The organism is Acidovorax sp., assembly GCF_046339755.1.
In the GTDB taxonomy this organism is placed as follows: domain Bacteria; phylum Pseudomonadota; class Gammaproteobacteria; order Burkholderiales; family Burkholderiaceae_C; genus Acidovorax.
In genome coordinates this window covers 16,569-28,457 of record NZ_JBKDTZ010000252.1, presented here as the reverse complement: position 1 = coordinate 28,457, position 11,889 = coordinate 16,569, and the positions used below count along the sequence as shown (strand labels likewise).

9 protein-coding genes are annotated in these 11,889 nt (G+C 68.5%); 4 read left to right on the top strand and 5 right to left on the bottom strand.

Going from position 1 to position 11,889, the window contains the following annotated elements:
* The 4 genes from ACK59X_RS22285 to ACK59X_RS22270 all read right to left on the bottom strand — a co-directional run.
* Positions 1-554: amidohydrolase family protein (locus ACK59X_RS22285; protein WP_409960564.1), on the bottom strand; the 554-nt coding region annotated here is incomplete at its 3' end.
* A 71-nt stretch (positions 555-625) separates the two neighbouring features.
* Entirely contained in the window at positions 626-931 is a 306-nt protein-coding gene (locus ACK59X_RS22280) for an urease subunit beta (RefSeq protein ID WP_409960563.1), read from the bottom strand.
* A gap of 27 nt (positions 932-958) precedes the next feature.
* Positions 959-1,555, bottom strand: coding sequence for a HupE/UreJ family protein (locus tag ACK59X_RS22275; protein ID WP_409960562.1), 597 nt, complete (start codon positions 1,553-1,555; stop codon positions 959-961).
* A 184-nt stretch (positions 1,556-1,739) separates the two neighbouring features.
* Positions 1,740-2,042, bottom strand: a complete 303-nt coding sequence (locus ACK59X_RS22270; RefSeq protein ID WP_409960561.1) for an urease subunit gamma — start codon at positions 2,040-2,042, stop codon at positions 1,740-1,742.
* A 186-nt stretch (positions 2,043-2,228) separates the two neighbouring features.
* Between ACK59X_RS22270 and ACK59X_RS22265 the strand changes: the two genes are divergently transcribed.
* Positions 2,229-5,837 carry an ATP-binding protein gene (locus ACK59X_RS22265; RefSeq protein WP_409960560.1) on the top strand — a complete coding sequence of 1,203 codons (3,609 nt, stop codon included), beginning with the start codon at positions 2,229-2,231 and terminating at the stop codon, positions 5,835-5,837.
* On the top strand, positions 5,834-6,874 hold the full coding sequence (locus ACK59X_RS22260; RefSeq protein ID WP_409960559.1) for a response regulator: 1,041 nt from the start codon (positions 5,834-5,836) through the stop codon (positions 6,872-6,874). Before ACK59X_RS22265 ends, ACK59X_RS22260 begins: the two co-directional genes overlap by 4 nt.
* 13 nt (positions 6,875-6,887) lie before the next feature.
* Here the strand turns inward: ACK59X_RS22260 and ACK59X_RS22255 are convergent, their stop codons facing one another.
* Positions 6,888-7,214 (bottom strand): plasmid stabilization protein, encoded by a 327-nt coding sequence (locus ACK59X_RS22255; protein WP_409960558.1) that lies wholly within the window; start codon positions 7,212-7,214, stop codon positions 6,888-6,890.
* 409 nt (positions 7,215-7,623) lie between these two features.
* Here ACK59X_RS22255 and ACK59X_RS22250 point away from each other — a divergent pair, with 409 nt between their 5' ends.
* Entirely contained in the window at positions 7,624-8,529 is a 906-nt protein-coding gene (locus ACK59X_RS22250) for a hypothetical protein (RefSeq protein ID WP_409960557.1), read from the top strand.
* A 415-nt stretch (positions 8,530-8,944) separates the two neighbouring features.
* A complete protein-coding gene (locus tag ACK59X_RS22245) occupies positions 8,945-11,863 on the top strand; it encodes an EAL domain-containing protein (protein ID WP_409960556.1) in 2,919 nt (972 codons plus the stop codon).
* The last annotated feature ends 26 nt before the right edge of the window (positions 11,864-11,889 follow it).

Here is an 11,889-nt window from a genome sequence, read left to right as displayed (position 1 = left end):
GTCATCGTGCGAATGCCCGTGGTCATGGTCGTGGCTGTGGCCGCCATGGGCGTGGCCGTGCCCGTGGGGCGGCCCGGCGTGCGCGTCACCCCCGAGGCCAGGGCCTCCTCGATCTGCTGCGGGCAGATGAAGTGGATGTGGCTGTCGATGCCACCCGCGGTGACGATGTTGCCCTCGCAGCTGATGACCTCGGTGCCCGCGCCGATGATGATGTCCACGCCGCTCTGCGTATCGGGGTTGCCGGCCTTGCCGATGGCCACGATGCGCCCGCCCTTGAGGCCGATGTCGGCCTTGTAGATGCCCGAGTGGTCGATGACCAGGGCATTGGTCAGCACCGTGTCCACGGCGCCCGCATCGCGCGTGCGCTGGCTTTGCGCCATGCCGTCGCGGATGGTCTTGCCGCCGCCGAACTTCACCTCTTCACCGTAGCCGCCGGCGCGCAGGGTGTAGTCGGCCTCCACCTCGGCGATCAGGCCGGTGTCCGCCAAGCGCACGCGGTCGCCAACGGTGGGGCCGAACATCTCCGCATAGGCGCGTCGTCCAATGGTTGCCATGGTTCAAGACCTTTTGCTGCTGCCCGGCGCGGGGCGGGAAAGAATGTGGGTGAAAAGGGCAGGGGCCAGCATCACAGCGCGCCCTGCACCAGGCCGCGAAAGCCGTAGACCGTGCGGTCGCCCGCATAGTCCACCAGCTCCACGGTGCGCTCCTGCCCGGGCTCGAAGCGCACGGCCGTACCCGAGGCGTTGTGCAGCCGCATGCCGCGCGCGGCCTCGCGGTCAAAGCCCAGGGCGCCGTTGGTCTCGGCAAAGTGGTAGTGCGAGCCCACCTGGATGGGCCGGTCCGCCGTATTGCGCACCACCAGCGTCAGCGTGCGGCGCCCGGGGTTCAGGGCATGCTCGCCCGCATCGATCAATAGTTCGCCTGGGATCATGGTGGCGTGTCCTTTTCAGAGGTGGTTCTATGCCAACTGCATGAGCATGGCGCCGCCCAGGGCGGCCACGCCGGCACCGGCCGCGCGGGTCAGCCACACCGTACGGTGGCGCAGCGCCCAGCCCGCGGCCAGACCCGCACAGTGCAGCAGCACCGTGGCGCACAGCATGCCGGCCAGGGTCTGCCAGGCGCTGTCGCTGCCGGCCAGTTCGTAGCCGTGGGCCAGGCCATGGAACAGCGCGAACACGCCCACGCCCAGCGCGGCCACGATGCCCGGTACGCGCAGGCGCGACACCACCAGCAGGCCGGTGGCCAGCAGCGACGCGGCGATCATCGGCTCCACAGCCGGCACGGCCACGCCCTGCATGCCCATCACGGCGCCCACCAGCAGCAGGCTGGCAAAGCCCACCGGGCCCCACAGCAGCTCGGGCCCGGCACGGCGTGCCGACAGGGCGCTCCACAGGCCCACGGCCACCATGGCGGCCAGGTGGTCCAGGCCGAACAGGGGGTGGGTCAGGCCGCTGAAGAAATCATGGTGCGAGTGCGCCACGCCGTCGGTGTGGGCGCTGGCGGCCGCGGCCAGCGTGGCCAGGGCGAGGAAGGCAAGGGTGCGGGATGCGCGCATGGGGAAAGTCTCCGGGAAAAAACTTAGAGGCTGAAAGTATCTTGGTCGTGGCCGAGCAACGCGTCAGAACCCGTCTGCTCTAGGCGCAAAGCACAGCCATAGCTCGGGCTATGGCGAGCATTTGCAACGACGAGCAGGTGGGTTCTGGCGTGGTGAGCGGGCATGAACAAGGTGCTTTCCGCCTCTACAAGATGGGTTGGTGGACGGTCACGAGCTTGGTGCCATCGGGAAAGGTGGCTTCGACCTGGATGTCGGGAATCATCTCGGGGATGCCCTCCATCACATCGGCGCGCGTGAGCACGGTGCGCCCCTCGCTCATGAGCTGGGCCACGGTCTTGCCGTCGCGCGCGCCTTCCATCACGGCCGCGCTGATCAGGGCCATGGCCTCGGGGTAGTTGAGTTTCAGGCCCCGGGCCTTGCGGCGCTCGGCCAGCAGGGCCGCCGTGAAGATCAGCAGCTTGTCTTTTTCGCGGGGGGTGAGTTCCATGGTCTTGGCGATGAGGTGATCGGGGAGGGCGTCCTGGTGCCGCGCGCAGGCGCGGGGCGGCCCTGGTCTGCACCATCATAGTGAGCAAGCAGCGTGCCGGCCATACGTCGATTGGCGCATCCATCCTCCGGCCGTGGCATGGAAACTGCACCACCTCGGGGACTGCCGCCCCGCCCCCCGACGCCCATGCCCCCCACCACCGCCGCCATCGCCCCGCCCGACGCGGGCGCCCATGCACAGGGCGGTGCGGGCCAGGACATGGGCGCGGACGCCCAGGCCCCGCAGCAGGTCGTCAAGGTCCGGCGCGACTACAACAGCTGGGTGGCCACGGAGACCATGGAAGACTATGCGCTGCGCTACACGCCCCAGCGCTTTCGCAAGTGGTCCGAATGGCGCGTGGCCAACACGGCCTTCGGCGCCGCCTCGTTCCTGATCCTGGAGGCCGTGGGCGCCACGCTGCTGGTGCAGTACGGTTTCATCAACGCCTTCTGGGCCATCGTGGCCACCGGGCTCATCATCTTCCTGGCGGGCCTGCCCATCAGCGTGTATGCCGCGCGCTACGGGGTGGACATGGACCTGCTCACGCGCGGCGCGGGTTTCGGCTACATCGGCTCCACGCTCACCTCGCTGATCTACGCCTCCTTCACCTTCATCTTCTTCGCGCTGGAAGCGGCCGTCATGGCCTATGCGCTGGAGCTGGCGCTGGACATACCGCCCACCTGGGGCTACCTGATCTGCGCCATCGTGGTGATCCCGCTGGTCACGCACGGCGTGTCGGCCATCAGCCGGCTGCAGGTCTGGAGCCAACCCTTGTGGCTGGTGATGCTGGTTGTGCCCTTTGCTTACGTGGTGATGCACGATCCTGGTGCATTTGCGGGTATTTCGCACTACGGTGGTGAGTCCGGGCGGGGCGCTGCATTCCAGTTGCCCTTGTTTGGTGCAGCACTCACCGTGGGCATCGCGCTCATCACGCAGATGGGTGAGCAGGCCGACTACCTGCGCTTCATGCCCGCCAGCACGCCGGCCACGCGCGGGCGCTGGTGGCTGGGCGTGCTGGCGGGCGGGCCGGGCTGGGTGGTGCTCGGGGTGCTCAAGATGCTGGGCGGCGCGCTGCTGGCCTATCTGGCCCTGACCCACATGGTGCCGGCCGACCGTGCGGTGGACCCCAACCAGATGTACCTGGTGGCCTATGAGTACGTGTTCCCGCACTACGGCTGGGCGGTGGCGGCCACGGCCCTGTTCGTGGTGGTCTCGCAGATGAAGATCAACGTGACCAACGCCTATGCGGGCTCGCTGGCCTGGTCCAACTTCTTCTCACGCCTCACCCACAGCCACCCCGGGCGCGTGGTGTGGGTGGTGTTCAACACCCTCATCGCCTTCATGCTGATGGAGATGAATGTCTTTCGCGCCATGGGCGAGGTGCTGGGCCTGTACTCCAACATCGCCATTGCCTGGATCATGTCGGTGGTGGCCGACCTCGTCATCAACAAGCCCCTGGGCCTGTCGCCCAAGGGCATCGAGTTCAAGCGCGCCCACCTGTACGACATCAACCCCGTGGGCGTGGGATCGATGGCGCTGGCCTCGGTGGTCTCCATCAGCGCGCACCTGGGTTTCTTCGGCCCGCTGCCGCAGGCCTTCTCGGCCGTGATCGCCATGGCCGTGGCCTTTGCCACCGCGCCGCTCATCGCCTGGGCCACACGGGGGCGTTACTACATCGCGCGCCAGCCCGAGCCGCCGGCCGTGCCCATGCACGGGCCGGTGAGCGGGCAGGTCGCGGCCGACCTGGGGTCCTACACGCGCTTTTCGGTACAGCGCTGCGTCATCTGCGAGCGCGAGTACGAAGCGCCCGACATGGCCCAGTGCCCCGCCTACGGCGGCGGCATCTGCTCGCTGTGCTGCACGCTCGATGCACGCTGCGGAGACCTGTGCAAGCCCCACGCGAGCATGGCGGTGCAGTGGTCCTCGGCCCTGCGCTGGGTGCTCCCGCGCGCCATCTGGCGCTACCTGGACACGGGGCTGGGCCATTTCCTGCTGCTCATGCTGGTGATCGCGCCGCTGCTGGCCTCCGTCATGGGCCTGCTGTACCACCAGGAGCTCAACACCATCGGCCAGGCCCTCACGGACACCGAGGTGCAGGCTGCCCCCGAGGTGGCCCTGCGTTCAGGCCTGCTCAAGGCCTACCTCGCCTTGCTGGTCATCTCCGGCATCGTGGCCTGGTGGCTGGTGCTGGCGCACAAGAGCCGCCAGGTGGCGCAGGAAGAGTCGAACCGCCAGACGGGTCTGTTGATGCGCGAGATCGAGCTGCACCGCCAGACCGACGAGGCCCTGCAGAACGCCCGCAGCGTGGCCGAGCAGGCGCGCCAGGTGGCCGAAGAGGCCAAGCGCGCCGCCGACCAGGCCAACCAGGCCAAGAGCCGCTACATCAGCGCCATCAGCCACGAGATCCGCACGCCGCTCAACTCCATCCTGGGCTATGCCCAGCTCAGGGGCGAGGACACGGCCGTGCCGCCGCACCGCAAGCAGGCCGTGCACGTGATCCGCCGCGGCGGCGAGCACCTGCTGTCGCTGATCGAGGGCACGCTGGACATCGCGCGCATCGAATCGGGCAAGCTCACGCTGGACGTCATGCCCATGCGCTTTGCCGATGGTCTGCACGAGATGGCCAGCCTGTTCGAGCTGCAGGCCGCGGCCAAGGGCCTGGCCTTCCAGTTCGATGTGCAGGGCACCATTCCCGAGGTGGTGCGCGCCGATGAAAAGCGCCTGCGCCAGATCCTCATCAACCTGCTGGGCAACGCCGTCAAGTTCACCGCGCAGGGGCGCGTCACCCTGCGCGTGCGCTACGCCCGCGAGATCGCGCGCATCGACGTGCAGGACACCGGGCCCGGCCTCACGGCCGATGAGATCGAGCGCATCTTCGAAACCTTCGCGCGCGGCGGCAGCGCCTCCGCCGTGGCCGCAGCGCCCGGCGCGGGCCTGGGGCTGACCATCGCCAAGATGCTCACCGCGCTCATGGGCGGCGAGCTCAGCGTGACCAGCGAGCCCGGCCTGGGCTCGGTATTCCACGTCAAGCTCTTCCTGCCCGAGGTGCATGCCGAGGCCCTGGGCAAGGCCGCGGCGCCGGCCCTGCAGGCGCCGCGCGTGCGCAAGGGCTATGCGGGCGAGCGCCGCCGCATTCTGGTGGTGGACAACGAGGAGGCCGACCGCGAACTGCTGGTGCAACTGCTCGAACCCCTGGGCTTCGAGCTGCGCCAGGCTGCCAGCGGCCACGACGCGCTCGACCTGCTGGCCACCGGCTACCGGCCCCACGCCCTTTTCATGGACCTGGCCATGCCGGGCATCGACGGCTGGGAGACGCTGCGGCGGGTGCGGCAGATGAATCTGCCAGAACTCCATTGCGCCATTGTCTCTGCCAATGCCTTCGACAAGGCGCTGGACAACGACGTCGATATCCGCCCCGAGGACTTCATCGTCAAACCCGTGCGCCACAGCGAGCTGCTCGACTGGCTGGAGCGGCGCCTGGCGCTGCAGTGGCTGGGCGAGGCCGTACCGCAGGCCGCGGCCTCTGCGCCCGTGCCTGTACAGGGTGCAGGCGAGCTCAGCTACCCTGACCCCGGCGCGCTGGCGGCCCTGTCGCAGGCCGTGTCGCTGGGTTACTACCGCGGCATCCTCAACGCCCTGGACGAAATCGAGCGTGAACAGCCGGTGCATGGCGCCTTCGTCGATACCATGCGGGGCCTGGCCCGGCAATTCCAGTTCGATGCCATGGGCCAGATCCTGGAGCAAGCCCCCCCATGACCACCACCAACGCCGCATCCCACCCGCCTGCACCTGCCGGCGCTGCGCTGGACCGCAGCGACAGCGATGTGGTGCTCATCGTCGACGACGTGCCCGACAACCTGGCCGTGCTGCACGATGCGCTGGACGAATCGGGCTACACCGTTCTCGTGGCCATGCACGGCGAGGCCGCGCTGCAGCGTGCCGCCCAGGCCCTGCCCGACATCGTGCTGCTCGACGCCATGATGCCCGGCATGGACGGCTTCGAGGTGGCGCGGCGGCTGAAGGCCTCGCCCCAGACCGCGCACATCCCCATCATCTTCATGACCGGGCTGACCGAGACCGAGCACCTGGTGGCGGCGCTGGAGGCGGGCGGGGTGGACTATGTGACCAAGCCCATCAAGCCGCGCGAGGTGATGGCACGCATGGGCGTGCACCTGGGCGCCGCGCGCAAGGCCCGGGCCGAAGCCAGCCAGGCGCGCGAAGCGCGCAACGCGCTCGATGCCTTCGGCTACGCCAGCATCACCGTGCGCGCGGTGGACGGGCGCATCGTCTGGCAGACACCGCTGGCGCGCGAACTGCTGCAGGCCTATTTCGGCGAAGCCAGCCCCTGGGCGCCCGAGGCCGTGCAGGCCTGGCTGCGCCGCCACGTGCTGGCCGGCAATGCGGCCGAACTGCTCGCGCAGGCCCAGGCCGAGCCGCCGCGCCTGGCCATCGACCAGGGTGCGCGGCGCCTGACCTTCCGCCTGCACCAGCAAGCGGGTGACAGCGAAGGCGGGGGCGACTGGCTGCTGGTGATGCGCGAGGTGTCCGACGCCAAGATCATCGAGTCGATGAGCCTGTCTTTCAAGCTCACCGCGCGCGAGGCCGAGGTGCTGTACTGGGTGGTCAAGGGCAAGATCAACCGCGACATCGGCGACATCCTGGGCGCCAGCCCTGCCACGGTCAAGAAGCACCTGGAGCGCGTGTTCGCCAAGCTGGGTGTGGAATCGCGCACGGCCGCAGCGGGCATGGCGATGAACCGTATCCGGCAGTTGCACCCCCAGTTCGAGGGATAGCGCACTGCGGGCTTCAGCGGCCTACGGCCTTCTCCAGCTCGGCCTTGTTCATCTTTGAGCGGCCCTGGATGCCCTTGCGCTTCGCATCTTCGTAGAGCTGCTCGCGCGTGCGGCCCTGTGCGCCCTGGTGCGAGCGCCGGCCGCCCCGCACCGGCGCGGGCGTGTCCTTCAGGGTCTTGGGGTGGGCGGTCTCGGCCTCGCCGTGCTGCGCACGCTCCTTGTTCACGGTGCGCGCGGCGATCTGCTCGGCCGTGCGCTCGCTCTTGCCGCGCTGGACCAGGCTGTCCTTGATATGGCCGTACTGGCGTTCGCGCTTGGCGCTCCAAGTGGGCTGGGGCATGGGGTCCTCCATGGTGGCGTATCCCGTACCCCAATCTATGCGCCATGGCGCGCTTCCCGGATAGGACGGCCCATCGCCCCGGTGTAGGACAGGCCTACAGCCTCTGCGCCCTGTGCACCCGCATCACAAGGCGCTTGAGCCTCCCAGGTGCCACGGCCAGGTGTCGCGCCAAGGCCCCTTTTGCCATGCATGCGTGCGGCCCGCTGACAAGGCCTTCAACTGCCATCGATCCCGAGGGGACACGCCACTACCCGCCAGGGAGACAGGCCTGTCGGGCAATTTCGCACCAGGTGTGTCGGAAGAAAAGAGACAGGATTTCCATCCTGGCCCTGACTCAAGAAACCCGGGGCGGAACCTACAGTGGGTTGTCGCAATTTGCCCATTTTTTTCTTGTCACCAAGGCCAGATCATGCTTGAGTCCTCCGCTGCCAATGCAGCCCCCACCCTGCGTGCGCACCCGCCACTGCCGTCGCGAGCCTTCGGCGTGGCATTGCCTGTCACGCGGCCGGCCCGGGTGCGGGGTGGCGCTCTGCGTCCCACGCGCATGGACGAACTCAACCGCATGGCCACCAAGGAGGAGCGCCTGCCCTTCTGGGTGCGTCTGGTCAAGAGCGAGGCCGACCTGCGCAAGGCGGTGCACATCCGCCATGCGGCCTATGCGCGCCACGTGCCCGGCCTGGCGCAGCAACTGCTGCAGCCCGAGGCCACCGATTACGAGGAGGGCGTCGTCGTGCTGTTGGCCGAGTCCAAGCTCGATGGGTCGCCGCTGGGCACCGCGCGCATCCAGAGCAACCGCCTGCATGCGCTGAGCGTGGAGCAGTCGGTGGACCTGCCGGCCTGGATGGACGGCCTGCACCTGGCCGAGGTGACGCGGCTGGGCATCGTCGGCGGCACCATGGGCCGTCTGGTCAAGACCGTGCTCATCAAGGCCGCTTTCCAGTACTGCGAGCGCCAGGGCATCGAGCACGCCATCGCCGCGGGCCGTGCGCCCATCGACCGGCACTATGAGCAATTGCTGTTCGAAGACCTGTTCCCCGCACGCGGCTTCATCCCGCTGGCGCATGCCGGCAACCTGCCGCACAGGGTGATGGCCTTCGACATCGGCACGGGCCCGGCGCGCTGGCACGAGGCGCAGCACCCCGCGCTCAATTTCTTTTGCCACACCCGGCACCCCGACATCGACATGGGACCGGTGCCGGTGCGCAGCCTGCCGGCCACCCGGACCGCCGTGGCGGTGCCCAACCCGCGCCGCATGGTGGGTGGCGGACGGGGCCGGGAGCTGCCTGCGTGCACCAGCAACCGCATGTTTGCCTGAAGTGAAGCCGCCCTGGCGGCTGACTTCACACACCGTCCCCTCCTCTCGCCCGGCGGGTCAAAAATACGACGCCGCCCGTGCGCGGGCCTACCCGGTCAGGGTGGGATGGAGTTTGCTGCTGGTACTTCCCTTCATCACCTGTTGGCAAAAAGGCCACACCTGCCCGGGTCTTTGGAGCCCCGTTGCTTTGTAAACTTCCACAAAAATGGGGGAACGCGCCGAGACTTGCAATGCAGGCCCCGTGTTCCATGACAAGATGGAAGTTTGCGCGTGGCCACGGCCCCTGTTTGCGGGGCCGTGGCCCATGCGCCGTCCAGCGCTTGGCCTCGGGGGCCCCGCGCATCCACACGCAACAACGGGGTCAGCGCGATTGCAGGAGCACGCACGGCAAGCGGTAAGGCGCGGCACAGTCCTGGTGGACTGGCTGCTGCGCGCCTTGTCCATCTACATCGTCCCCATTGCCATGGGCGGCATCGCCCTGTGGGCGCTGCTGTTCTGGCAGAGCAATTACCTGTCGGCGGGCGGCCACACCCTGATGATGCGCGTGCTGCCCCAGGCGGCAGCCGGGCTAACGCCGGCGCAGGCGCTGGACGCACTGGCCGGCCGGCCGCTCAAGTCCTTCCACGACACCAACCTGTCCGAGGAGCCGGTGTGGTTCATGGTGGAACTGCCGGCGTCCATGGCGCAACCGCCTTCGGTGCTCTTTCCCTCGCGCCACGCCGTGGCCATGGCTTGCTGGGACGGCCGCAGCCTGGAGTCGCTGGGCCAGGCCACGCGTGAGCAGGCCAGCGGCAGCCTGGTTCCCATGAAGGCCGGCTTCGGCCTGCCCGAGGCCGGAGCCGGCGAGCGCGTGCTGTGCCGCGCGGCCTTCGTCGGGCCCGCACGCCTGCAGGCCGACTGGTGGGCCCAGGCCGATCTGCAGGCCTCGGTGCTCGAATTCCACCGCAACCTGGGCCTGCTCGAAGGCGGCCTGGTGGTGCTGGGCATGTTCGTGCTCATGACGGCGCTGATCAACCGGCAATCGCTGTACGTGCTGTTTGCCGCCTGGCTGGTGGTCACGCTGCGCGTGGGGGCCATCTCCGCTGGCTGGGACGTGCAGTGGCTGGGCCATGTGGTGCCCACGCCGTGGCTGTTTCCGGCCCGCGCCATCACGGTGGCGGTCTACGGGCTCCTCACCATCACGCTGTACAAGAACCTGTTCCAGGAGGACCTGGACCGCTCGCGCCTGGGGCCCTTCATCCATGGCGCGCAGTGGGCCTGCATCCCGTTGCTGCTGGCCGCCGTGTTCCTGCCTTATGGCGTGTACCTGCCGATGATGTGGGTCTCCACCGGCCTGGGGCTGCTGCTGATGACAGTGAGCCTGGTGCGCATCGTGTTCAAGACCCGCTCGCGTGTCGCAATGTGGTATGCCGCATCGCTCGGGGTCACGTTCATGTCGAGCTTCTCCGAGATCGTGGCCGCGGCCTATGGCATGAAGGTGCTGGTGGGCACCGTCAACCACGTCACGGCGGCGCTGTCCTCGAGCCTGCTGGCCGCGCTGGCCATCGCCGAGCAGATGCGCCAGGAGCACGTCAAGCGCCTGGAGGTGCAGGCCCAGCTGCAGCACGCCTATGAGGCCATGCCCATCGGCCTGTTCACGCTCGATCTGCAGGGCCGCTTCCTGAGCGCCAACCCGGCGCTCGAAGAGATGCTGGGCGCAGGCCTGCTGGACAACGGCGGGCGCACCTGGCGCGCGCAGTTCGGCGACGCGGCCTGGCTGCTGCTGGACCAGATGGTGCACGGCCAGGGCGAGACGGAAACCGAGTTCACCGTGAGCGGGCGCGACGACGGGGAGTTGACCCGGCGCTACATGGTGCGCGCCACCCTGGCGCGCGGGCGCATCGAAGGCTCGCTGCAGGACGTGACCGAGAAATCGCGCGCCACCGAGAACCTGCGCGTGCTGGCCCACCACGATGCGCTCACGCGCGTGCTCAACCGCCGCGGCATCGAGCAGGTGCTCGAATCGGCCCTGGCCCAGCGCAACCAGGGCAAGCCGCTGGCGCTGGCCTACCTGGACCTGGACCGCTTCAAGCTCATCAACGACCTGTTCGGCCATGCCGCCGGCGACGAAGTGCTGCAGCAGGTGTGCGCGCGCGTCTCGCAGATGCTCTCGGGCAACATGCAGATCGGGCGCGTGGGCGGCGACGAGTTCCTCATCGTCTTCCCCGACACGCACATCACCCTGGCCCGGCTCATCAGCCAGGGTATCGTCTCCAGCATCTGCACCAGCCCCTACCGCGTGGGCGCGCGCTCGTTCCACGTGCGCGGTTCCATCGGCCTGATCGAGGTTGCGCAGGGCAGCAGCATCCGCGACGTGGTCTCCACCGCCGACCATGCCTGCCGCGATGCCAAGCGCGGCCTGCACCAGGGCCTGGCCGTGTACGAGCGCGACGCGCCCGGCCTGATCGCCCACGAGACCGAGATGAAGCTGGTGGAGCGCCTGTCGTCGGACGAGCGCATCGAAGGCCTGTACCTGGAGATGCAGCCCATCATGTCGCTCACCGCACCGACCGAGTCGCTCAACTTTGAAGTGCTGCTGCGCATGCGCGACGCCAGCGGCGCGCTGGTGCCCACACCCCGGCTGATCGCCGCAGGCGAACACAGCGGGCGCATGGGCGTCATCGACCGCTGGGTGCTGGGCACCGTGTTCGAATGGCTGGATAAGCACCACGGCCAGTTGGGGCGTACCCAGTTCGTATGCCTGAACCTGAGCGGCGCCTCGCTCAACGACGAGGCCTTCATCGACGACGTGTTCGCCCTGTTCGACGAGCACCCGCACCTGGCCAGCTGGCTGTGCCTGGAGATCACCGAAAGCGTGGCCCTGCACGACCTGGAGAACACGCGCCGCTTCATCAGCCAGGTGCGCTCCTACGGCGCCAAGGTGGCGCTGGACGACTTCGGCGCGGGCTACACCTCGTTCTCCTACCTCAAGGACCTGCCATCCGACCTGCTCAAGATCGACGGCAACTTCATCGTCAACATGAACCGCCACCCGGCCAACGTGGCCATCGTCGAGGCCATCGTGAGCCTTGCGCGCAACCTGGGGATGAAGACCATTGCCGAATGGGCCGAGGACCAGGCCACCGTACAGACCCTGGCCGAGATCGGCGTGGACTATGTGCAGGGCTTCATCGTCGCGCGGCCCCAGCTGCCGGAGCAACTGCTGGCCGCATCGTCCGCCGCCCGCTTCATTGAAGACCCGCTGCTCGCGCAGTTCGTGCAGATGCTGGGCGCCAGCGGTCCACCGTCAGGACAGGCCGGGCTGTTCGGCGAGCGCCGCTCCGACCCGCACTGAGGGGCCCCTACCGCCCGCGCCGGGCG

Coding starts and splice junctions, on each gene's coding strand:
- ACK59X_RS22280 (WP_409960563.1), bottom strand. CDS start 931: ATGATCCCAGGCGAACTATTGATCGATGCGGGCGAGCATGCCCTGAAC.
- ACK59X_RS22275 (WP_409960562.1), bottom strand. CDS start 1,555: ATGCGCGCATCCCGCACCCTTGCCTTCCTCGCCCTGGCCACGCTGGCC.
- ACK59X_RS22270 (WP_409960561.1), bottom strand. CDS start 2,042: ATGGAACTCACCCCCCGCGAAAAAGACAAGCTGCTGATCTTCACGGCG.
- ACK59X_RS22265 (WP_409960560.1), top strand. CDS start 2,229: ATGCCCCCCACCACCGCCGCCATCGCCCCGCCCGACGCGGGCGCCCAT.
- ACK59X_RS22260 (WP_409960559.1), top strand. CDS start 5,834: ATGACCACCACCAACGCCGCATCCCACCCGCCTGCACCTGCCGGCGCT.
- ACK59X_RS22255 (WP_409960558.1), bottom strand. CDS start 7,214: ATGCCCCAGCCCACTTGGAGCGCCAAGCGCGAACGCCAGTACGGCCAT.
- ACK59X_RS22250 (WP_409960557.1), top strand. CDS start 7,624: ATGCTTGAGTCCTCCGCTGCCAATGCAGCCCCCACCCTGCGTGCGCAC.